General features: G+C 74.4%; 27 protein-coding genes. 10 read left to right on the top strand and 17 right to left on the bottom strand.

What is annotated here, in order from left to right; genetic code table 11:
• The first annotated feature begins 76 nt into the window (after positions 1-76).
• The 3 genes from N555_RS0124235 to N555_RS0124225 are packed head-to-tail and all read left to right on the top strand — an operon-like array spanning position 77 to position 2012.
• Positions 77-394, top strand: coding sequence for a DUF3817 domain-containing protein (locus N555_RS0124235; protein WP_029434072.1), 318 nt, complete (start codon positions 77-79; stop codon positions 392-394).
• Positions 395-432: 38 nt separating this feature from the next.
• Positions 433-1755 (top strand): serine hydrolase domain-containing protein, encoded by a 1323-nt coding sequence (locus tag N555_RS0124230; protein WP_029434071.1) that lies wholly within the window; start codon positions 433-435, stop codon positions 1753-1755.
• Entirely contained in the window at positions 1752-2012 is a 261-nt protein-coding gene (locus tag N555_RS0124225) for a DUF3253 domain-containing protein (protein ID WP_029434070.1), read from the top strand. Before N555_RS0124230 ends, N555_RS0124225 begins: the two co-directional genes overlap by 4 nt.
• A gap of 129 nt (positions 2013-2141) precedes the next feature.
• Here N555_RS0124225 and N555_RS0124220 read toward each other — a convergent pair whose 3' ends face one another.
• The 3 genes from N555_RS0124220 to N555_RS0124210 form a co-directional block, all read right to left on the bottom strand.
• The gene (locus N555_RS0124220; protein ID WP_029434069.1) at positions 2142-2858 is read right to left on the bottom strand and encodes a GAF and ANTAR domain-containing protein; all 717 of its coding nucleotides are present in this window, start codon (positions 2856-2858) and stop codon (positions 2142-2144) included.
• A gap of 138 nt (positions 2859-2996) precedes the next feature.
• On the bottom strand, positions 2997-3770 hold the full coding sequence (locus tag N555_RS0124215) for a GAF and ANTAR domain-containing protein (RefSeq protein ID WP_197029142.1): 774 nt from the start codon (positions 3768-3770) through the stop codon (positions 2997-2999).
• Positions 3771-3815: 45 nt separating this feature from the next.
• Complete coding sequence (locus tag N555_RS0124210) at positions 3816-4310, bottom strand: Lrp/AsnC family transcriptional regulator (RefSeq protein ID WP_029434067.1); 495 nt, start codon at positions 4308-4310, stop codon at positions 3816-3818.
• Positions 4311-4529: 219 nt separating this feature from the next.
• On the opposite strand from N555_RS0124210, the gene pdhA reads away from it, so the two are divergent.
• The 6 genes from pdhA (at position 4530) to N555_RS29025 (ending at position 10079) form a co-directional block, all read left to right on the top strand.
• Positions 4530-5663: a pyruvate dehydrogenase (acetyl-transferring) E1 component subunit alpha gene (gene pdhA, locus N555_RS0124205; RefSeq protein ID WP_029434066.1), complete on the top strand. Its 1134-nt coding sequence runs from the start codon at positions 4530-4532 to the stop codon at positions 5661-5663.
• Entirely contained in the window at positions 5663-6643 is a 981-nt protein-coding gene (locus N555_RS0124200) for an alpha-ketoacid dehydrogenase subunit beta (protein WP_029434065.1), read from the top strand. Before pdhA ends, N555_RS0124200 begins: the two co-directional genes overlap by 1 nt.
• Positions 6643-8028: a dihydrolipoamide acetyltransferase family protein gene (locus tag N555_RS0124195; RefSeq protein ID WP_029434064.1), complete on the top strand. Its 1386-nt coding sequence runs from the start codon at positions 6643-6645 to the stop codon at positions 8026-8028. The genes N555_RS0124200 and N555_RS0124195 overlap by 1 nt, the downstream gene beginning before the upstream one ends.
• Positions 8029-8032: 4 nt before the next feature.
• On the top strand, positions 8033-9205 hold the full coding sequence (locus N555_RS0124190; protein ID WP_029434063.1) for an AGE family epimerase/isomerase: 1173 nt from the start codon (positions 8033-8035) through the stop codon (positions 9203-9205).
• Positions 9206-9286: 81 nt separating this feature from the next.
• The gene (locus N555_RS0124185; RefSeq protein ID WP_029434062.1) at positions 9287-9754 is read left to right on the top strand and encodes an SRPBCC family protein; all 468 of its coding nucleotides are present in this window, start codon (positions 9287-9289) and stop codon (positions 9752-9754) included.
• 193 nt (positions 9755-9947) lie between these two features.
• Positions 9948-10079: a hypothetical protein gene (locus N555_RS29025; RefSeq protein WP_255347380.1), complete on the top strand. Its 132-nt coding sequence runs from the start codon at positions 9948-9950 to the stop codon at positions 10077-10079.
• Between the two features lie 44 nt (positions 10080-10123).
• Here N555_RS29025 and N555_RS0124175 read toward each other — a convergent pair whose 3' ends face one another.
• On the bottom strand, positions 10124-10582 hold the full coding sequence (locus N555_RS0124175; RefSeq protein WP_029434061.1) for a DUF4396 domain-containing protein: 459 nt from the start codon (positions 10580-10582) through the stop codon (positions 10124-10126).
• Between the two features lie 136 nt (positions 10583-10718).
• Here N555_RS0124175 and N555_RS27175 point away from each other — a divergent pair, with 136 nt between their 5' ends.
• Complete coding sequence (locus tag N555_RS27175; protein ID WP_051684435.1) at positions 10719-12191, top strand: diguanylate cyclase domain-containing protein; 1473 nt, start codon at positions 10719-10721, stop codon at positions 12189-12191.
• A 4-nt stretch (positions 12192-12195) separates the two neighbouring features.
• Here N555_RS27175 and N555_RS0124165 read toward each other — a convergent pair whose 3' ends face one another.
• The 13 genes from N555_RS0124165 to N555_RS0124105 form a co-directional block, all read right to left on the bottom strand.
• A complete protein-coding gene (locus tag N555_RS0124165; RefSeq protein WP_029434059.1) occupies positions 12196-13041 on the bottom strand; it encodes a tyrosine-protein phosphatase in 846 nt (281 codons plus the stop codon).
• Positions 13038-13952, bottom strand: coding sequence for a 3-methyladenine DNA glycosylase (locus tag N555_RS0124160; RefSeq protein WP_231503138.1), 915 nt, complete (start codon positions 13950-13952; stop codon positions 13038-13040). The genes N555_RS0124165 and N555_RS0124160 overlap by 4 nt, the downstream gene beginning before the upstream one ends.
• Positions 13953-13972: 20 nt before the next feature.
• Positions 13973-14158, bottom strand: a complete 186-nt coding sequence (locus tag N555_RS0124155) for a hypothetical protein (protein ID WP_029434057.1) — start codon at positions 14156-14158, stop codon at positions 13973-13975.
• Between the two features lie 31 nt (positions 14159-14189).
• Positions 14190-14405, bottom strand: coding sequence for a hypothetical protein (locus tag N555_RS0124150; protein ID WP_051684461.1), 216 nt, complete (start codon positions 14403-14405; stop codon positions 14190-14192).
• A gap of 113 nt (positions 14406-14518) precedes the next feature.
• Entirely contained in the window at positions 14519-16363 is a 1845-nt protein-coding gene (locus N555_RS0124145; protein WP_029434055.1) for an acyl-CoA dehydrogenase, read from the bottom strand.
• Positions 16364-16589: 226 nt separating this feature from the next.
• A complete protein-coding gene (locus N555_RS0124140; RefSeq protein WP_029434054.1) occupies positions 16590-16967 on the bottom strand; it encodes a LapA family protein in 378 nt (125 codons plus the stop codon).
• A 51-nt stretch (positions 16968-17018) separates the two neighbouring features.
• A complete protein-coding gene (locus tag N555_RS28505; protein WP_197029141.1) occupies positions 17019-17189 on the bottom strand; it encodes a hypothetical protein in 171 nt (56 codons plus the stop codon).
• A gap of 40 nt (positions 17190-17229) precedes the next feature.
• On the bottom strand, positions 17230-17655 hold the full coding sequence (locus N555_RS0124130) for a hypothetical protein (RefSeq protein ID WP_029434053.1): 426 nt from the start codon (positions 17653-17655) through the stop codon (positions 17230-17232).
• A gap of 54 nt (positions 17656-17709) precedes the next feature.
• Positions 17710-18360 carry a TetR/AcrR family transcriptional regulator gene (locus tag N555_RS0124125; RefSeq protein ID WP_034512380.1) on the bottom strand — a complete coding sequence of 217 codons (651 nt, stop codon included), beginning with the start codon at positions 18358-18360 and terminating at the stop codon, positions 17710-17712.
• Between the two features lie 151 nt (positions 18361-18511).
• Positions 18512-18652 carry a hypothetical protein gene (locus tag N555_RS28095; protein ID WP_156036518.1) on the bottom strand — a complete coding sequence of 47 codons (141 nt, stop codon included), beginning with the start codon at positions 18650-18652 and terminating at the stop codon, positions 18512-18514.
• A 79-nt stretch (positions 18653-18731) separates the two neighbouring features.
• On the bottom strand, positions 18732-19649 hold the full coding sequence (locus N555_RS0124115; RefSeq protein WP_051684433.1) for a metal ABC transporter permease: 918 nt from the start codon (positions 19647-19649) through the stop codon (positions 18732-18734).
• Complete coding sequence (locus N555_RS0124110) at positions 19646-20449, bottom strand: metal ABC transporter ATP-binding protein (RefSeq protein WP_231503136.1); 804 nt, start codon at positions 20447-20449, stop codon at positions 19646-19648. The genes N555_RS0124115 and N555_RS0124110 overlap by 4 nt, the downstream gene beginning before the upstream one ends.
• Positions 20446-21372, bottom strand: coding sequence for a metal ABC transporter solute-binding protein, Zn/Mn family (locus tag N555_RS0124105; protein WP_029434049.1), 927 nt, complete (start codon positions 21370-21372; stop codon positions 20446-20448). The genes N555_RS0124110 and N555_RS0124105 overlap by 4 nt, the downstream gene beginning before the upstream one ends.
• Between the last annotated feature and the right edge of the window lie 128 nt (positions 21373-21500).

Below are 21500 nucleotides of genomic sequence, written 5' to 3'. Positions count from 1 at the left end.
GCAGCTCACACCCCGATCCGGGGACCCTGCGACGGCGCCGGCCGTTCCCTCGGAGGACCACCGTCGAGAGGACACCATGAACCCGCGCACCGCCGTCCAGCTGTTCCGCGCCGTCGCCGTCGCCGAGGCGATCACCTGGGTGGGGCTGCTGACCGGGATGTACGTCAAGTACGTGCCCGAGACGACCGAGCTCGGCGTGAAGGTGTTCGGCCCGATCCACGGGGCGGTGTTCGTCCTCTACGTCGTGGTCACCCTGCTGACCGCGCGCCGGCTGCGCTGGTCCCCCGGGACGGCGCTGCTGGCGCTCGCCGCCTCGGTGCCGCCGTTCGCCACCGTCGTCTTCGAGGTCTGGGCCCGCCGCACCGGCCGGCTGGAGGCGGTCAGGGCGGCCTGACCCCGCTTCCCCGGCGGCGCTGTCCTACGGTCGCCGTCATGCCCGGACCCGTGCTCCCCTCGACCGCCCGCACCCTGCTGGCGCGGACGGCCCGCGCCCAGCGCGACGGTCGCGTCCCCGGGCTGGTCGCCGGTGTGGTCCGCGACGGCGGCCTCGTGTGGTCGGCCGGTCGCGGGCAGGTGCCGGGGCCCGTGCTCGACGTCCAGTACCGGCTGGGCTCGATCAGCAAGACGGTCACCGCGGTCGCCGTGATGCGGCTGCGGGACGAGGGGCGGCTCGGGCTGGACGACCCGCTCGAGCGCCACGTCCCCGGCACGCCGCTGGGCGACCGCACGGTCGGGCAGTTGCTGTCGCACCTGGCCGGCGCGGCCGCCGAGAGCCCCGGGGGCTGGTGGGAGCGGGTGCCGGGCGGGTCGCTGGAGGACCTCCGGCTGCGCGAGGAGCACGCGGTGCTCGGCGCCGCCCGCCGGTTCCACTACTCGAACCTCGGCTTCGGCCTGCTCGGTGAGCTCGTCGCCCGGCACCGGGGGCGGGCGTGGGCGGAGGTGGTGCGCGACGAGGTGCTCCTCCCGCTCGGCATGACGCGGACGACGCCCCGCCCGGTCCAGCCCGCCGCCGAGGGCACCGCGGTGCACCCCTGGGCCGACGTCGTGCTCCCGGAGCCCGAGCACGACGCCGGGGTGATGGCGGCCGCGGGCCAGCTGTGGGCGCCGCTGGCCGACCTGGCGCGCTTCGCCGTCTTCCTGCTCGGGGACACCGGCGACGTCCTGCGGCCGGCGACCCTCGAGGAGATGGCGGTGCCGGCCGGCGTCGACTCCTCCGCGCCCGGCTGGTCGGCCTACGGCCTGGGCCTGCAGGTGCTGCGGCTCGACGGCCGGGTGGTCACCGGCCACGGCGGCTCGATGCCCGGCTTCCTCGCCGGGGTCTTCGTCGACCGCGAGGAGGGCACCGGTGCGGTGACCCTGGCCAACACCACCAGCGGCATGGAACAGCTGTGGCCGGGCCTGCTCGACGACCTCCGGGCTGCCGAGCCGCGGGTGGTCGACGAGTGGCGCCCCGCGCCGTCGCCGGTGGACCTGGACGCGCTCGGTGTCTGGTACTGGGGGCCGGCGCCCTACGTCCTGCGCGCCGTGGCCGGAGGGCTGCTCCGGCTGGACCCGCTTCCGGGCCGGACGGGACGGGCGAGCCGGTTCGCCGCCCGCGCGGACGGCACCTGGCTGGGGCTCGACGGGTACCACGCCGGCGAGACCCTGCGGATCGCGCCGGACCACCTCGACCTGGGCACGTTCGTCTTCACCCGCACGCCCTACGACCCCGAGGCGCCGGTGCCCGGCGGCGTCGACGAGGACGGCTGGCGGTGAGCGGCGCGGACGACGTCGACCGGGCCCTCGAGCGGCAGATCGTCGCGCTCCTGGACGCCCGCGCGGCCGATGCCTCGATCTGCCCGTCGGACGCGGCGCGGGCCGTCGACCCGGACGGTTGGCGCGAGCTCATGCCCGCCGCCCGCGCCGCCGCGGGCCGGCTGGCCGGGGCCGGCGAGGTGCAGGTGACGCAGCGGGGTGAGGTGGTCGACGTCGCGACCGCCCGGGGGCCGGTCCGGATCCGCCGTCCGCGCTGAGCCGGCGGGTCACGACAGACGACTCGGCGGCCGTGTTCTCGACCGCCGAGTCTGGGTCCGCGTGGTTGCCGGCAACCGCGTGGGCCGTGCGATCAGGGTGCCAGTACGGCGCCGAACCGGCCGGACGAGTCAGTGCCCGTCCTCGATGCCGGCCACGATCGCCGCGGCGATGTCGCGCAGCTTGCGGTTGGAACGCTGCGAAGCCGCCGAGAGCAGCTCGAACGCCTCGGCCGCCGAGATCCTGCGCTGGCTCATGAGGATGCCCTTGGCCTGCTCGATCACGGCTCGGTACTCCATCGCCTTCTGCAGGTTCTCCGCGAGGGCACGGGTGTTCTCGTACAGGTGCATGTTGGCGATGGCCACGGCGGCGTAGGAGGCGAAGGTCTTGGCCATCTCGCGGTCGTCGTCGTCGAACGCGTGCGGCTCGGCCGAGTAGATGTTCACCGCGCCCTGCAGCTGCACCTGGACCGGGATCGGCGTCGACAGGGAACCGTGCAGGCCCCGCTTCAGCGCCGCGGTGGTCAGCTCCGGCCAGCGGGTCTCCACGTCGAAGTCCGGGACCTCGACGACCTCGCCGCCGATGGCCGCCTCCATGCACGGCCCCCGGCCGGCGTCGTACTGCGTCTCGTCGAGCTCGGCGGCCACCCGGCCGCTGAACGCCGCGGTGGTCGCGGTGTGGTCGCTGACGAGCGTCACCGACACCTCGGCCGCCCCGTGGATGGACCGCTGGGCGAGCTGGGTCACCCGCTGGAGCACCGAGTCCACCGACTCGTCCCGGAGCGAGAGCCGGGCGAGCTCCTCGAAGGCCTCGCGCGGGTCGACGGGCGGGGACTGCTCGGGAGGCACGGGACAACCTGTCTACGTGCCGCACCCTGGAAGGGCCGCGGCGTCCACGACGGCCCGGCTCGTCGAGGAGCCGGTCGCCACCGCGAGCCGCGTCATGACCGCACGGAAGTTCGCCCGGAGGCGGGTTGGATCCCCAGACTAGCGCCTGCGGGGCACCACGACGTCGCGACTCCTCCCGGCGGTCACCGGGCCTGCCGGCTCGGCGGCCGAGGAGCTGCGGACGACGTCCAGGGCCAGGTCGCGGAGCCTGCGGTTGCTCTCGTTGCTCAGCCGGACCAGCAGCTGGAACGCGCGCTGGCCGGTCAGCCCGTAGCGCTCCATCAGGATGCCCTTCGCCTGACCGATGAGGTCCCGGGCGTCCAGCGCCCGCTCGAGGTCCTCCCGCTTGCGCGCGCCGGCGTAGGCGATGGCCGCGTGCGCGGCGAACAGCAGCCCGATGTGCTCGGACGCCTCGTCGAACGCGTGCGCGCGGCCGGCGTAGAGGTTCAGCGCGCCGATGTTGTCGTCCTCGACGTAGAGCTGGAAGCACAGCATGGAGCCGGCGCCCAGTGCCGCGGCCCGGGTCGCGAAGTGGGGCCAGCGACGTTCCGTGGCCATGTCGGGCACGTGCACGGTGCGGTGCTCGCCCAGCGCGTCGAGACACGGCCCCTGGCGAGTCTCCTGCTGGAGGGCGTCGACGAGGCGGGGGAGCTCGCCGGATGCGGCGCGGGAGTCCACCTTCCCCCCGCTCGTCGTGCTGATCGAGGCCTCGGAGGCGCCGGGGATCATCGCTGTCGCCGCCCGGACGATGTCGTCGAGGACGGCGTCGGGGTCGTCCTCCTGCTCGAGCTGCCGGGCGAGGTCCCCCAGGGCGGTGGCCAGCGGGACGGGGGCGGCAGCGGAGTCGGCGTCGTCCTGCGCACGGTTCGGCACGCGGCACCTCCGGGCTGTTTCGGACGGAGCCAGACCGGAGGGACGCTACTCCGCCGACACGCCGGGGAGGGCCTCTCCGGCGAGGCGCTGCAGCAGCGGGTCCAGCCGGTGCTCGACCAACCGGCGCAGCGCCAGCGCGGTGTCGGTCCGCTCCACGCCGGGCAGGGCGAGGACCTGCTCGGTGAGCCGCCAGAGGTCGTCGGCGTCGACCGCCACCACGCGGACGAGCAGGTCGGCCGCGCCGGACAGCGCGGTGACCTCCACGACCTCCGGGACGCCGGCCAGCGCGATCCCGACGTCGGTCAGGGCGCGCTGGGCGACCTGCACCGTCATGTAGGCCTCCAGGGGGCGGCCCAGGGCCTCGGGCCGGACGCGGGTGGTGAACGGGCTCAGCGCCCCGCCCGCCTCCAGCCGCGCGAGCCGGGCCTGCACGGTGTTGCGGGCCAGGCCCAGCCGCTGGGAGAGCGCCATCGCCGAGGCACGCGGGTCCTCCGCGAGCGCCTGCAGCAGGCGGGCGTCGGTGGCGTCGAGGGCCGGCACGATGCGCAGTCTGGCATGCGTGCACGTCCAACGAGTGCGCGATCTGCTTAGGACGTCCAAGCATCGTTGCGCACCCGTCCGAGTGGGTGATCTGCTCCGCCGAGGGGCGCGTCGTGTCACGATGGTGTGAGTGGCGCCACACCCCGGCGCCATCGCACGTCCACCGACCGCAGCTCCCCGGCGACCCCGGGGCAGCGGGAGACGACGAGGAGTTACCCCATGTCCACGGTGCCCCCCGAGGTGGCCGACCCGGTGCCGGGATCCGGCGCTCCGCACCTGCCTCCCCAGCCGGACCTCGTCCAGCTGCTGACCCCCGAGGGCCAGCGCGTCGAGGACCCCACCTACTCGATCGACCTCGGGGCCGACGAGCTGCGCGGCCTGTACCGCGACCTCGTCCTGGTCCGCCGGTGGGACGTCGAGGCCACCGCGCTCCAGCGGCAGGGCGAGCTGGGCCTGTGGGCCTCGTTGCTCGGCCAGGAGGCCGCCCAAGTCGGCGCCGGCCACGCGCTGCGGCCCGACGACATGGCCTTCCCGACCTACCGCGAGCACGGCGTCGCCTGGGTGCGCGGGGTGGACCCCCTGCACGTGATGAGCCTCTTCCGCGGCGTGGACAACGGCGGCTGGGACGCCGCGGCCACCGGGTTCAACCTCTACACGATCGTCATCGGCGCGCAGACGCTGCACGCGACCGGCTACGCGATGGGCGTGCAGCGCGACGGCGCCGAGTCCGCCGTCCTCGCCTTCCTCGGCGACGGCGCGACCAGCCAGGGCGAGGTCAACGAGGCGATGATCTGGGCGTCGTCGTTCCAGGCACCGGTCGTCTTCTTCTGCCAGAACAACCAGTACGCGATCAGCGCACCGATCGAGCGGCAGTCGCGGGTGCCGCTGTTCCAGCGTGCGTCGGGTTTCGGCTTCCCCGGCGTCCGGGTCGACGGCAACGACGTCCTGGCGGTCCTCGCCGTGACCCGGGCGGCGCTGGCCGCTGCCCGTGAGGGGCAGGGGCCGACCTTCATCGAGGCCTTCACCTACCGGATGGGCGCGCACACCACCTCCGACGACCCCACCCGCTACCGGCTGGCCGACGAGCTGGAGGAGTGGAAGCTGCGCGACCCGATCGCCCGGCTGAAGGTGCACCTCGCCCACGAGGGCCTCGCCGATGCGGCCTTCTTCGCCGAGGTCGACGCGGAGGGGGACGAGCTGGCGGCGCGCATCCGCAGCGGGACGACGTCGATGGAGCCGCCACCGGCGGTGAGCATGTTCGATGCCGTCTACGCCGAGCAGACCGCACCACTGGCCGCCCAGCGCGCGGAGTTCGAGGCCTACCAGCAGTCGTTCGAGGGAGCGGGGCACTGATGGCCACCGAGACGCTCACGATGGGCAAGGCGCTCAACCTCGGCCTGCGCCGGGCGATGGAGGACGACGCGAAGGTCGTGCTCCTGGGGGAGGACATCGGCCGCCTCGGCGGCGTCTTCCGGATCACCGACGGCCTGCAGAAGGACTTCGGCGAGGCCCGCGTCGTCGACACCCCGCTCGCCGAGGCCGGGATCGTGGGGACCGCGGTCGGCCTGGCCATGCGCGGCTACCGGGCGGTCTGCGAGATCCAGTTCGACGGGTTCGTCTTCCCGGCGGTCAACCAGATCATCACCCAGGTCGCGAAGATCTCGGCGCGGACGCAGGGCCGGCAGCACATGCCGGTCGTGATCCGCATCCCGTTCGGTGGTGGCATCGGCGCCGTCGAGCACCACAGCGAGAGCCCGGAGGCGTACTTCGCGCACACCCCGGGGCTCAAGGTGGTCGCGGTGAGCAACCCGGTCGACGCCTACTGGGGGATCCAGCAGGCGATCGCCTCGCCCGACCCGGTCGTGTTCCTCGAGCCCAAGCGCCGCTACTGGGAGAAGGCCGAGGTCGATCTCGACGCGACGCCCGAGCCGCTGTTCGGCTCCCGGGTCGTCCGGGGCGGCGACGACGTCACCGTCCTCGCTTACGGCCCGATGGTGAAGACGGCGCTGCAGGCCGCCGAGGCCGCCGCGGAGGAGGGCCGGTCGCTCGAGGTGATCGACCTGCGCACCCTCGCGCCGCTCGACCTCGACCCGGTGGTCGAGTCGGTCCGGCGGACCGGACGCTGCGTCGTCGTGCACGAGGCCCCGGTGTCGCTCGGACTCGGCGCGGAGATCGCCGCGCGGGTGACCGAGACGTGCTTCCACTCGCTGGAGGCGCCGGTGCTGCGGGTCGGGGGCTGGGACGTCCCCTACCCGCCGGCCCGCATCGAGGAGGAGTACCTCCCCGACCTGGACCGGGTGCTCGACGCCGTCGACCGCGCGATGGGGTTCTGATGCGACGCGCCTTCAACCTGCCGGACGTCGGCGAGGGACTCACCGACGGCGAGATCCTGCAGTGGCTGGTCGCCGTGGGCGACGAGGTGACGGTCAACCAGCCGCTGTGCGAGGTGGAGACCGCCAAGGCCGCCGTCGAGCTGCCCTCCCCGTTCGCGGGGCGGGTCGCCGAGCTGCTGCACGAGGCCGGCAGCACCGTCGACGTCGGGACGCCGATCATCACCATCGACACCGGCGGCGACGCTGCCCCGGCGGCGCCCGAACGCACCGCCAACCTGGTCGGCTACGGGCCGCGGACCACCGAGGCGCGTCGCCGGCCGCGCCGGACGGGTGCCGCCGAGGCCCCCGTGAGCGCGCCGACCGAGCGGGCGCCGCTGCTGGCCACGGTGCCCGACCTGGACACCAAGCCGGTCCGCCACGGGGGCCTGGAGATGGGGCGGGCCGCGGAGGCGCACGCCGCCGAGGCCGCCGCGGTGCAGGCGCCGCCCTCGCGTGCCGTCCGGCACGGGACCGGCCGGCCGCGCCCGCTGGCCAAGCCGCCGGTGCGCAAGCTGGCCCGCACCCGCGGGGTGGATCTGGACCTCCTGACCGGTAGCGGTCCCGGTGGCGTCATCACGCGGGCCGACGTCGAGGCGGCCGCGGCCGCGCCGGCCGCCACCGCACCGGCCGAGGCGCCGGCTGCTGGCGAGGGGGAGCAGCGGATCCCGGTCACCGGGGTCCGCAAGCACACCGCCGCGGCGATGGTGGCCAGCGCCTTCACCGCGCCGCACGTCACGGAGTTCCTCACCGTCGACGTGACCCGGTCGATGAAGCTGCGCGACCGCCTCGCCGCGCGGCCAGAGTTCGCCGGGGTCAAGGTCAGCCCGCTGCTCCTCGTGGCGAAGGCGCTGCTGCTCGCGGTCGGGCGGTACCCGATGGTCAACAGCCGCTGGGAGGAGGCGACCCGCGAGATCGTCGTCCCGGGGCATGTGAACCTCGGCATCGCCGCGGCCACGCCGCGCGGCCTGCTGGTGCCCAACGTGAAGGGCGCCGAGCGGCTCTCCCTGCCCGACCTGGCGCGGGCGCTGGCCGAGCTGACCGAGACCGCGCGGGCCGGGCGCACCTCGCCCGCCGACATGGGCGGCGGGACCATCACCATCACGAACGTCGGCGTCTTCGGCGTCGACACCGGCACGCCGATCCTCAACCCCGGCGAGTCGGCGATCCTCGCGTTCGGGACGGTGCGACCGATGCCCTGGGTGCACAAGGGGAGGGTCCGGCCGCGGCAGGTCACCACGCTGGCGCTGTCGTTCGACCACCGCGTGGTCGACGGTGAGCTGGGCAGCCGGTTCCTCGCCGAGATCGGTGCCGTGCTGCACGACCCGGCGGCGGCGCTGGCGCTCTGACCCGGTGACGGACCTCGACGGGCTGCTGGCCTTCGCCGCGCGCTCCCGGGTGCCCGAGGGCGGCTTCGGCCACCTGACGGCCGACGGGTCGCGCGAGGACCGGCCGCAGGAGACCTACGTCGTCGCGCGGATGACCCACGTCTTCGGGCTCGCCGCCCTCCTCGGCCGGCCGGGAGCGACCGCCCTGGCCCGGCACGGGGTGTCGGCGCTGGCCGGCGGGCCACTGCACGACGCGGAGCACGGCGGCTGGCGCGCGGCGGAGGACGACGACACCAAGGCCGCCTACGTGCACGCCTTCGTCGTCCTGGCCGGGGCGACCGCCACCGCAGCCGGGATCGACGGCGGCCGCCAGCTGCTCGGCCAGGCCCTGGCGGTGTGGGACGGCCGCTTCTGGGGCGACGCGGAGGGCCTCGCCGTGGAGGAGTGGACCCGGGACTGGTCGGCGTGCAGCGGCTACCGCGGCGCCAACGCCAACATGCACGGCGTCGAGGCGGTGCTGGCGGCCGCCGACGTCCTGGCCGCGGAGGACCCGGTACAGGCGGCCCGGCTACGGCACCGGGCGCTGCGCAGCACCGAGCGGATCGTGCACGGCTGGACCCGGGAGCGGGACTGGCGGCTGCCCGAGCACTTCACCGCCGACTGGGAGCCGCTGCCCGAGCACAACCGGGACCGGCCGGGTGACCCGTTCCGCCCGTACGGCGTCACGGTCGGGCACCAGTTCGAGTGGGCGCGCCTGTGCCTGCACCTGCGCGCGGCCCTGGCGGACGACGCCCCCGACTGGCTGCTGGCGGACGCGGTCGCCCTCTTCGACGCGGCGGCGGAGCGAGGCTGGGCGGCGGACGGGGAGCCCGGCTTCCCGTACACGCTCGACTGGGACGACCGCCCCGTCGTCGTCGCCCGCATGCACTGGGTGCTGTGCGAGGCGGTCGCCGCGGCCGCGGTCCTGCACGCCGTCACCGGGGAGGCCCGGTACGCCGAGCTCGCCCGCACGTGGCAGGCGCTCGGCGAGGAGCGCTTCGCCGACCCGGCCACGGGCAGCTGGCACCACGAGCTGGCCCCCGACGGGACGGTCGGCACGACGGTCTGGACCGGCCAGCCGGACGCCTACCACCTGGCCCAGATGCTGCTGCTCGACGGCCCCCCGGTCCGGGGAAGCGTGGTCGCCGCGCTGCGCTGACCTGGGGATGCGGGTGTGTCGACGCCACCGGAGCGGGTAGGTGGTGCACGACCGACATCCCCAGACAGAGGAGGCCCTCCCGTGGCCAGCGTGCAGGAGTCCGTCGACGTCGACGTCCCGATCCGGGTCGCCTACGACCAGTGGACGCAGTTCGAGTCGTTCCCGCAGTTCATGGGTGGCGTCGAGCGGATCACCCAGACCGACGACACCCACACCCACTGGGTCACCAACATCGACGGTGTGAAGCGTGAGTTCGACACCGAGATCACCGAGCAGCACCCCGAGGAGCGCGTGGCCTGGGCCAGCACCGGCGGCGAGGCCAAGCACGCCGGCGTGGTGACCTTCCACCGCCTCGACGACACGAAGACCCGCGTCATGATCCAGATCGACTGGGAGCCCGAGGGTCTCGTCGAGAAGGCCGGCGCGGCGCTCGGCTTCGACGACCGTCAGGTGAAGGCCGACGCCAAGAAGTTCAAGGAGTTCATCGAGAGCCGCGGCTCGGAGACCGGCGCCTGGCGCGGCGACGTCTCCCGGCCCGACCAGCCGTGAGCTAGCCACCTCGTCGCCGACGGCGCCCGTTCCCCTGCCGGGGGCGGGCGCCGTCGTCGTTCCAGGAAGTTCTTCACCCCACGGGGTGAGATCCGTAGGCGATACGAGCAACACGCCTGCGATCCGTAGGCATAAATCAGCAGCTGCCTGCTTTACTACTGGTGTCCACCTCCTACGGCATCCGGAGAGCACCATGAGCACCGTGTCCACCTGGCGTTCGCGTCGACAGGCCTCCCGCACCCGCCGGGCCCTGGAGCGGGCGCTGTTCCGTGCCTCCAGCCCGGCGCTCCGCGACGAGCTGCTCACCATCGCGAACGGTCGCTGACACCCCGGGTCCGGCGGGATCCCGCCGGACCCGCTCCCGCGCGCCTAGTGCAGGGAGTGCACGACCGCGTGACCCCGGCCGCGGGCCATCAGCCAGCGGTTGACCGGTAGGGCGACGACGAAGGCCACGGCCAGCGCGACGGCCAGCGAGCCCCAGAACAGGCCGCTGTCGAGGCCGGCGTCCATGGCCCCCGGGACGGCGAGCACGACGGCGTTGTCGACGAGCTCCATCACCACGATGGAGAAGGTGTCGGCCGCGAGCGCCACGCGCAGGGCGGACCGGAACGGCAGGCCGGCGCGGATCACCCCCCGCATCGTCAGCGCGTAGCCGAAGACGAACGCCAGGGCGACGGCCAGCACGAGGGTCGCGGCGTTCGACCAGCCCAGCGCCGTGCCGATCGCCATCCCCAGCACCTCGCCGATCGCGCAGCCGGTGAGGCAGTGGAGCGTCGCCTGTGCCGCCGTCGGCCAGCTGACGGAGTCGTGTGCGTGCTGGTGCTCCATGGTCTCCTCCTCCTCGGCCAGGTACCCCCCAGGGGTATGTGCCAGTGATACTCCTGCCGGGGCCGGCGGTCAACCGCCTCCCTCCGAGGGGGCGGTCCGGCTCAACCACGGGCCGCGTCGTGCCGATCCGGGACTGGTGAGGACTCCTGACCGCGGTGGACGCCTGCGGCGTCGATCCCGTGCCGTCCTGCCGGCCGACGGCCCGGCGCTCGACCCCGACGGGTCGGCCGTTCGGCTGGCCGCGCTCGAGGCGGCTGCCGCGGGACTCGCGTCCGGGGCTGCGACCGCCGAGGCGCTGGAGGACCTGCTCGCCCGCGCCGCCGACGCGTTGCCCGGGACCGGCCTGCTCCTCGCGGTGACCCCCGCCGGCGGCGACGGCGTGCTGTCCCGGGCCGTGGGCATCGCCTCCGCGAACGTGCCCGGGCTGGCCGCCGTGCTCATCGGCGGGAACGCGCCCGGCCCCGGTGCGCTGGTCGTCGACGTCGTGTCCGGACGACGGTGGCACGGGCGCCTGGCCGCACTGCCGCTCGCGGACGCCGTCGACGGCACGATCCCCGACCTGCCCCCGCGCACGTCCCGGGTCCTGACCGCCTACGCCGGCCTGGCCGCCGCCGTCCTCGAGCGCGGCGCCGCGGGCGACGAGGCGCGCCGCGAGGCCGCCCGGGCCACCGCACTGTCCTCGCTCGGCGCGGCGCTGGCCGCCGCACCCGACGCCGCCGCCGTCTGCGCCGAGGCGGCCGCCGCTCTGCCGGCCGTCATCGGCTGCGACCGCGTGATCCTGCTGCTGTGGGAGACGGGCGCCGGGCGGTTGCGCGTCGCCGCGGGCAGCGGGCCCACCGACACGATCCCCGACGAGCTCTACGCCGAGGAGACCCCGGAACTGGTGGGCATGCTCACCGACCGCACCCCGCGGGTCCTGCGCTGGGAGACGTGCAGCCCGGCCGTGCGCGACCTGCTGGGCGCCGGCGGCATCACCGACGCGCTCGCGGTCCCGCTGGTCGCCGGCGGCACCTTCCTCGGCGTGGCCACCGCCAGCTGGCCCGCCGGGGCGACCCCCGCCGGGCTCGAGACCGAGCACCTGGACCGGCTGCGGGCTGCATCCGACCAGGTCGCCGTCGCGCTGGACCGCGCCCGCCTGGCCGAGGCGCTGCGCCACCAGTCCACGCACGATCCGCTGACCGGCCTGCCCAACCGCGAGCTGTTGCGGCAGCGGCTGGAGACCGCGCTGACCACCGTCCGGCCCGACCAGCACGTCGGCGTCCTCTGCTGCGACCTCGACGGCTTCGCCGCCCTGAACGCCGAGCACGGGGCCACCGCCGGCGACGAGCTGCTCAAGCAGGTGGCCGCCCGGCTGCGCGGCGCCGTCCGGCCGGCCGACACCATCGCCCGGCTGGGCGCCGACGAGTTCGCCGTCGTGCTGCCCGGCCTGGGGAGTCCCGGGGACGTCGAGGCGGTCCTGGGCCGCGTCCGCGCCTGCTTCACCGAGCCGTTCCGGCTGGCCCGCCGCCCCGTGCAGGTCGGCACCACCGTCGGCGTCGCCGTGCACTCCGGTGAGTGGGGGGTGGCCGACGTCCTCCTCGGCGCCGCCCTCGCCGACCGGCGCGGCTAGCCCCTCAGTCGCGGAGGCGGGCCCGCAGCGCGGCCTGCTCGTCCGGGCCGAAGCCGTTCGCCGTCAGCCAGCCGACCGGGCCGCCGTGGCGCTCGCCGAGCACCGCCAGCACCCGCTCCATCGTCGCCGCCCGGGGCGTGTGCCGGGCCACGTCGCTGCGGTCCATGTCCTGGCCGTAGGTCGCCGACAGCGCGAGCTTGGCAACCAGCGCGTCGATGATGTCCGCGGTCAGCGCGTAGTCGGCGACGATCTCCTCGTCCGGCACCCCGGCCACGGCGAGGGCGAAGGCGACGATGACCCCGGTGCGGTCCTTGCCGGCGGCGCAGTGCACGACCGAGGCGCCGTCGGCGGTGGCGAGCGCCCGCAGCGCGCCCACCACGTTCTCCGGGCGGTGCTCCAGGTAGCCGAGGTAGGACTTCACCGCCGGCGGCTCCGCGTCGTGCTCCTCGGACACCTGCCGCGGCAGCAGCGACTCCACCCAGCCGCCGGGCAGCTCGGGGGTCTCCTCCTCCTCCTCGACGGCGAAGACGTCGGTGTGGTGCCCGCGCTCCGGCAGCAGGCTGAAGTGCCGGTGGGTGACCTCCGGGACCGCCCGCAGCGGACCGCGGCCCTCCATGAGCACCTCGGCGATGCTGCGCAGGTCGATGACCTCGCGGAGGCCGATCTCGCCCACCAGCCGGCGGACGTCGGCCGGGCTCAGGGTCTGCAGGTTGTCGCTGCGCAGGATCCGGCCGGACCGGGTGCGCCCGCCGTCGACGGTGGGCAGCCCGCCGAGGTCGCGCGTGTTGGTGGTGCCGTCGAGGCTCACCCAGCGGTCGGTGCGGACGGCGTCGTCGGGGCGGGAGGTCACGCCCTGACGGTACGACGGCCCGCTGACGGCCCGGACACGGGCGGGAGACCGCCGAGCAGCGTCGCGCAGACGTCCAGGAGTCGCTGCCGCAGGACCGCGGCCCGCTCGGCCAGCGCCCGCTGGCGGCGGGCGTACTCCGCTCTGCCCTCCGGCGTCTCCACGGCGACGGCGGGCTCGCCGTAGGCGCGGAGGTCGTAGGGCGAGGCCTGCATGTCGAGCAGCCGGACGTCGGCGGCGAGGGCGAAGCAGTCCAGCGCCAGCTCCCCGGGGACGGCGGGCCCGAGCTTTAGCGACCACTTGTGCAGGTCCATGCCGGCGTGCAGGCAGCCGGGCTGCTCGAACTCCGCCTGCGTCTCCCGGGTGGGCTGCACCGCGTTGCGGCTGACCGCCTCCGGGGTGAAGAAGCGGAAGGCGTCGTAGTGGGTGCAGCGGATGGGATGGGCCTCGACGACGGCGTCGGTGCCGGCCCGGCCCAGCCGCAGCGGGAGGGGGTGCCGGTGCTCGTCGGCGCGGTAGACCATCGCCCACTCGTGCAGGCCGAAGCAGCCGGTGAAGGCGGCCCGGCCGGCGGTGGCGGCCAGCAACCGGGCGACGAACCGCACGGTGTCGCCGCGGTCGGCCAGGAAGGCGGCCGGATCCAGCGCCACGACGCCGTCCGCGTCGGTCGCGTACCAGCGGGCCCCGCTCTGCGGGGCGGGCGTCCCGCCGTCCGGCAGCAGGCGCACCCCCGCGCCCGGGTGCCAGCGGCGCAGCAGCGCCGGGCGAGTGTCGTAGTAGGTGTAGAGGAAGTCCTCGACCGCGTGCGTCTCCCCGCGAGCGCGCCGCTGCCGGCGTGCGGCGGTCAGCGCGTCGGCGCGCTCGGTGTGCGCCGCTGCCCGCTGCCGCCAGTCGGCCGGATCGAGGTCGCGCACGCAGTCCAGCGTAGGTGGGCTCAGGAGGCGTCGTTCCCCCCGCGGACGACGGACTCGTCCCGCTGCGCGTCGTCGTCCGTGGTCAGCGTCGTGTCCTGCTCACCGCGGTCGCTCGCGTTGTCGCCGGTCCGCCCGTCGATCAGGTTCTCGTTGCTGTCGGCGGTGTCCGGCGACTCGCCGTAGCCCGTGCCCGGGGTCTCGCTCATCTGGCCTTCTCCTCTGGTCGCGATCGCTGGCTCATGCCCCGCCGGGCGGATCGGCACGCTCGGAGAGGGCGACGTCCGACACCGCGCGGGCCGGGAGGTCGTCGCCGTGCTCGGCGTCGCGCTCGAGGGCGTCCTCGCGGGTGAGCGGCACGTCCTCGAAGGAGGAGCCGCTGTCGCTGTTGTCCCCGGTGCCCGAGGAGGTCGGGATGTTCTGCTGGATGCGGTCGCTGCCCTGCGGGTCGGTCATGGGGAGGTGGATGCCCGGCTCGAGGGCCGCCACACACGGCGACGGGCCGCCTCCCGGGAGGGGGGAGACGGCCCGTCGGGTCCCCGCCGAAGGCCACTTCGGCGGGGAGGGGGTCAGAACGCGGCCTCGTCGACCTCCATGAGCGCGTTGTCGGTGGCCTCCACGATCGCCCGCTCACCGGCGAAGCGCGGCAGCACCTGCGTGGTGAAGAAGCGGGTCGCGGCCAGTTTGCCCTCGTAGAAGTGCCGGTCGCGCTCGCTCACCTCGGCGCCGAGCGCGGCGAGGGCCACCTCGGACTGGCGGATCAGCAGCCAGGCGGTGATCAGGTCACCGACGGCCAGCAGCAGGCGGGAGGTGTTCTGGCCGATCTTGTAGACGTTGGCCATGTCCTCCTGGGCCGCGGTCAGGTGGCCGAACATCGCGGTCAGCATCGCCTGGACCTCGCCGAGGGCGGTGGCCAGGTGAGCGCGCTCCTCCTTGAGGCGGCCGTTGCCGACCTCGGCGTCGATCGTGGCCTGGATCTGGGTGGCCAGCCAGGTCAGCGCGACGCCGCCGTCCTTGACGATCTTGCGGAAGAAGAAGTCCTGGCCCTGGATCGCCGTCGTCCCCTCGTAGAGGGTGTCGATCTTGGAGTCCCGGATGTACTGCTCGATCGGGTAGTCCTGCAGGAAGCCGGAGCCGCCCAGGGTCTGCAGCGACTCGGCCGTCAGCAGCTGGGTCGCCCGCTCCGAGCCGAAGCCCTTCACGATCGGCAGCAGCAGGTCGTTGATCCGCTCGGCGAGCTTCGCCTCCTCGCTGTCGACCTGGCCGGCGGCCTCGGCCTCCATCACCTGGTCACGGAAGCTCGCCGCGTACAGGTAGAGGGCGCGCATGCCCTCGGCGTAGGACTTCTGCAGCATCAGCGAGCGGCGGACGTCGGGGTGGTGCGTGATCGTCACCCTGGGGGCGTCCTTCGCGGTGGCGGCGAGGTCGGCGCCCTGCACGCGGCTCTTCGCGTAGTCCAGGGCGACCTGGTAGCCGGCCGACAGGGTGGCGATCGCCTTGGTGCCGACGAACATGCGGGCGTACTCGATGATCTTGAACATCTGGGCGATGCCGTCGTGGACGTCGCCGACGAGCCAGCCCTTCGCCGGGACGGGGCCGTCGCCGAAGGTGACCTCGCAGGTCGTGGAGACCTTGAGGCCCATCTTCTTCTCGACGTTGGTGACGTAGACGCCGTTGCGCTCGCCGAGCTCGCCGGTCTCGACGTCGACGTGGAACTTGGGGACGACGAACAGCGACAGGCCCTTCGTGCCCGGCTTCGCGCCCTCGGGTCGGGCCAGGACCAGGTGGATGATGTTGTCGCTCAGGTCGTGCTCGGCCGAGGTGATGAAGCGCTTCACGCCCTCGATGTGCCAGGAGCCGTCGGCCTGCTGCACGGCCTTGGTCCGGCCGGCGCCGACGTCGGAGCCGGCGTCGGGCTCGGTGAGGACCATGGTGGCGCCCCACTGGCGGTCGATCATCAGCTGCGCGAGCTTCCGCTGCTCCGGCGTGCCGAGGTCGTGCAGGACGGTGCCGAAGGTCGGGCCCGAGCCGTACATGAAGACGGCGGGGTTGGCGCCGAGGATCATCTCGAAGGCGGCCCAGCGCAGGGCCACGGGAGCGCCGAAGCCGCCGAGCTCCTCCGGCAGGTCGAGCCGGAACCACTCACCCTCGTTGAGCGCGGCCACCGACTTCTTGAAGCCCTCGGGCAGCGTGACGGAGTGCGTCGCCGGGTCGAACACCGGCGGGTTGCGGTCTGCCTCGGTGAAGGACTCCGCGATCGGGCCCTCGGCCAGCCGGCGGATCTCGGCGAGCACGCCGCGCGCGGTCTCGGCGTCCATCTGGGCGAAGGGCCCGGTGCCGAACCGGTCCTTGGTGTCGAGGAACTCGAAGAGGTTGAACTCGAGGTCCCGCAGGTTCGCGGTGTAGTGGCTCATGCGCGTGTGGCTCCCGTGCTCCATGCCGTCCGGCGGGTTCCTACCCGCCAGTAACAAACGCTATTACTCGTCGGTAACAACGGCAAGCGTGGGGCATTCCGACACGCTCGGAGTGGGGGACGTGCCCCCATGGGAGGAGGCGCGGGGGCACACGCGCCGACGCTCGTGCTCTGCCCCGTGGGTGTGGGCAGAGCACGAGCGTCGGGAGGAGACCTCGCTCGCGCGGCTAGCGGTTGCGGCGGCGGGTCCGGAGGACGGCGGCGGCGAGCCCGGACACCAGCGCACCGAGGACCGCGGCGATCAGCAGCGCCAGGATGAGCGGGGCGTTCACGTCGGCGAAGACCAGGCTGATGTCGACGCTCTGGGTGTTGAAGACGACGAACAGCACCAGGACGACGGTCACGAACAGCAGCAGGGCGAGCGCGAGGGTGCGCCCGATCGTCTTGCCGGTGTGCCGCTCGTGCACCGGACCGCCGGTGGGGCCGGTGGGCGCCGCCGTGCCGGTCGTGCCGCCGGACGGGCCGAGCCCGGGGGTGCCGGGAGCGCGGGAGACCCCGGGAGTGGTCCCCGGGTAGGGGTCGGCGGGTGAGGCGGGAGTCGTCACGACGTCCCGATGCCCACCGGGGACCGTCGGCCAAACGGACCGGCGGTGGCGTCAGTGCGCGTCGGGCTCCGTCGCGGCCGGCGGATACGCCGGGCCGGCGATGCCGTCGGCGGGTCCCTCCGTGGCGCCGAGGGACTCCCGGTCCTCGCCGGGCGCCTTCTCGGCACCCAGCGGCTCCGCCTCCCGGTCCGAACCGGCGTTGTCGGCGTCAGGCATGGTCATGGCCAGCCGGTGCCCGGCCCCGGCCGGCGGGAAACGGGCCCTACTCGCTGAGTGCGGGGCCGGCCTCGTGGCGGGGGTGGCCCTCGGTGCGCTCGCGCTGCTTCATCCGCGCCTCGTACACGTGCCGGTCGCCGTCGGAGAGCTCGGTGCGGGCGCGCTCGTCGAAGGACCGGAACGCCGACCAGTAGTTCGCGTCGTAGTCCTCGACGATCTGGAAGGTCCACCGGTCGGCGATGACGTTGCGGCCGACGAGGTCGCGGTCCAGGTCGTCGGCCAGCTTCGTGTGCCCGGCCTTCCGGAACAGCTCCACGGCGTCCTGCAGCAGCAGGTCGGCCTTGCCGGAGTGCTGGTGGAACCCGTACAGCTGGCCGCGGGCCTGCTCGATGGTCTCCAGGGCCTCGGAGAGCTTGCCCAGACCCTCCACGGTCGTGTCGTCGAGGTCGGGGCGGGTGCGATCGTCACTCACCCCTGCATCCTGCGGGCTGGCCGGCGCACCCGCTCGCCGGGCCCGCAGGCCGGGTCAGACGGTCGCCCGGGCCTCGCGGACGGCGGCGTCGACGAGGCGCTCGGCCAGCTGGCGGCCGTGCGACGCCGGCCCGTCGGGGCCCAGCAGGCCACCGGAGAGGTACATGCCGTCGATGACCAGGTGCACCTGGGCGGCGAGGTCGTCGCCGGCCCCGGGGAGGAGCTGGTCGGCGAGGCGCTCGAGGCGGGCGTGCAGCTCGAACTTGTAGTCGGCCGCGGCGCTGCGGGCCGGGTGCGTGGGGTCGTCGTACTCGCTGCTGACGTTGGTGAACGGGCAGCCGCGGAAGCCGACGCGGGTGACGTCGCGCTCGACGATGTCGACGACGGCCAGCAGCGCGGCGCGGGGGTCACCCTCGAGACGCATCAGGTCGGCGTCGATCGAGGCGAGCACGGTCGCCGCCTTGCGGGCCAGGTACGCGCCGACGAGCTCGTCCTTGCTCTTGAAGAGCCGGTAGACGGTCATCTTCCCCAGCCCGGTCTCGCGGACCAGTTCGTCCATGCCGACGCTGCGCGAGCTGCGCGAGGCGAACAGCCGCTCGGCGGTGTCGAGCACGATGGCCTGCCGCTCCGCGCGGCTGCGGCGGACGGGGACCCCGTCGGTGCCGTGGACGTCGTCAGGGGCGAGGGAGAGGGCGGCTGCGGTCACGTGCTGGATCGTGCACCGGCCCGTGACGGAGCAGTTCGCGGCACGCCGGTCCTCGACCCAGGATGGTTGCACTGGGTGACGAGAGGCGCCCGGGTGAGCCGGGGCGCGGGAGATGCGTGGGACGACTGGGGTGCCCGAGCCGCCCGCGGCGTCAGGCCCGGCGTACCCGGCGGGGGTTGGCCAGCATCCGCGAGACGGGGCCCGCCGACGACTGCTGCTCCCGGGCCTCGTCGACCAGCTGCTCGACGGTGTTCTCGCTCGTCATCCGGGCGTCGCCCTGCGTGTCCTCCATGCGACACAGGGTCCCCTCCCGACACGGGTCGGAAACAGACCCACGCGGGCGACATCGAGCCGAACGGCCGAGATCCTGCTCACAGTACGGGCGCGCGACCCGTCGTCGGCACGCCCTCGGCGGCGTGGACGCACCCGCTCGCGGCCTCCGCCGGCGCCCCGCGACGGGTGCGGCCGGCGACGAGGACGACCACCCAGACCAGCACGGACACCGAGACGACGAAGAAGCTCGGCGGCAGGTCGACCATGGCGGCGAGCACGAGGCCCACCCAGACCGAGAGCAGCGCGATGACCACGGCGATCGCGGCGACGCGCCCCGGCCGGGCGGTCAGCCGCAGGGCGGTGGCCGCCGGGGTGACGACCAGGCCGAACAGCAGGAGCGTGCCCACCACCTGCACGGCCATGGTGATGGTCAGCGCCAGCAGGACGACGAAGGCGACCCCCAGGGCGCGTACCGGCACGCCCCGCGCCTCGGCCACGGCCGGGTCGACGGAGGCGAAGACCAGCGGACGGCCGATCACGGCGAGCACGAGCGCGACCGCCGCGGTGAACAGGGCGAAGACGACCAGCTCCTCGTCCGACACCGCGAGCAGGTTGCCGAACAGCACCGACGTCGTCGTGCTGGCGTTGGCGCTGGCCAGCGACGCGAACAGGACGCCCAGGCCGGTGGCGAAGGCCAGCACCGTGCCGGTGGCGACCTCGCGGTCGGCCACCCGGCGGCCGAGCAGGCCGATGAGCAGGCCGCCGCCCACGCAGAACACCGCGAGGCCCAGCGTGACCGGGGCCCCGACGAGGATCGCGCCGGTCGCGCCCGGGAAGCCGATGTGGGCCAGGGCGTGCGCGGCGAACGCGTTGCTGCGGACGACGACGAAGTAGCCGAGCAGCCCGGCGGCCAGCGCCACGAGGGAGCCGCCGACCAGCGCGTTGCGCATGAAGTCGGTCTGGAGGACCTCCCACCAGTCGGACTGGAACTGCACCGAGGCGGCGAGGGTGCTCATGCCTGGTCCGGCCCGGTGGCGCGGGTGAACAGATCGCCCTGCGCGGTGCGCACGACGCGCACCGTGGTGCCGTACAGGTGGGTGAGCAGGTCCTCCTGCACGACGTCGCCGATCGGGTCGTGGTGCGGGTGGCCGTCGAGCAGGTAGACGGCGTCGGTCAGCACCGGCAGCAGCGGGTTCAGGTCGTGCGCGACGATCATGATCGTCACGCTCCGTTCGCGGCGCAGCTCGCCGAGGAGGGTGACGATCTCCTGCTGGTTGCGCAGGTCGAGGTTGGCCAGGGGCTCGTCGAGCAGGAGCAGCTCGGCGTCGTCGACGATCGCCTGGGCGATCGCCACCCGCTGCTGCTGGCCGCCGGACAGCTCCGACATGCGGCGGTCGGCGTGCTCGAGCGCGCCCACGCGGCGCAGGGCCTCGTCGACCCGGGCGCGGTCGGCGGCCGTGGTGCGGCGCAGGCCGAAGCGGTGCCCGGTGAGCCCGAGGGTGACCAGGTCGCGGCAGCGGATCGCGTCCCCGAGGGCCGCGGTGTAGTTCTGCGGCACGTACCCGATCCGGCGGTCCCCGCGGCGCGGTGTGGCGCCCAGCACCTCGACCCGGCCGGCGGCGACGGGCAGGAGGCCCAGTGCCACCTGGAACAGCGTCGTCTTCCCGGCGCCGTTGGGGCCGATCACGCCCACGACCGCGCCGGCGGGCACGGCGAGCGTGCCCTGTGACCAGACGGTCCGTCCGCCGCGGGCGACGCTCACGCCGTCGAGCACCAGGGCGGGCGGGGGCGCAGCCACCCCGGCGACCGCGCTCACGGGTTCTCCGCGAGGGCGTCGGAGAGTGCTTCCAGCTGGTCGACCTGCCACTCGACGAAGGAACCCTCGTCGTCCGGCGCCGATTCCGTGACCTCCACGACGGGCACGCCGGCGTCCTCGGCGGCGGTGCGCAGCTGCTCGGGCAGGCTGCCGGCGGTCTGGGAGTTGTAGACCAGCACGTCGATGCTGCCGTCGGCCAGCGCGTTCACGAACTCGGCGAGGTCGCCGGGCGCGGGCTCGCCCTCGTTGCCGACGGCGTCGCGGTAGCCGGCGGGCGTGGCGTCGGCGAGCCCGACGGCCCGGGCGGTGCGGTCGAAGACCGGCTCGGTGGCGCCGTAGGTGCGCCCGGGCGACAGCTCGCGCAGGCGGGCCAGCGCCTCCACGTAGGGCTGCAGCTCGGTGGTGAACAGCTGGCGCTGCTGCTGCAGGTACGGAGCGGCGTCGGGCGAGAGCGCGGTCAGCTCCTCGGTCACCGCGTCGGCGAACCGGGGGACCAGCTCGGGCTCGTACCAGAGGTGCGGGTCCTCACCGCTCCTGACGCCCGCCACCTCGGACACGTCCAGCACGACCGGCCGCGGGGAGACCCCGTCGGCGGCGTCGGCGGCCCAGGGGTCGTAGTCGGCGCCGTTGTAGACGACGAGGTCGGCGTCCTCGAACGCGGCGATGTCGCCGGTGCTCGCCTCGTGGTCGTGCGGATCGCCGCCGCCGGACCCGAGCACCGTGGTGACGTTCGTGCAGTCGCCACCGAGCTGGTCGACGATCGACCCCCACTGGGCCACCGACACCACCACGTCGACCACCTCGCCGGGGCAGTTCGCCGGGTCGCCGGTCTCCGTGACCGGGCCGGCGTCGTCCGTGCAGCCGGCCAGGGCGGCGAGGACCGCGACGGAGGCGGCGGCGGTGGTGGCGCGGAGGCGGTGCACGGGACTCCAGACATGGGAATGGTTCTCAGTTCCACCTCAGTATGGCGCATCGTCTGCGGCTGCGCGGAACCGATGTCGCCGTCCCGCTGCGTGCGTACGCCGTCCCGTCATGCGATACGACATGTCAC

Origin of the sequence: Blastococcus sp. URHD0036, assembly GCF_000701365.1 — a bacterium.
In the GTDB taxonomy this organism is placed as follows: Bacteria; Actinomycetota; Actinomycetes; order Mycobacteriales; family Geodermatophilaceae; genus Trujillonella.
Note: the sequence above shows the minus strand (reverse complement) of the source record. Positions and strands in the feature narration are given on the sequence as shown.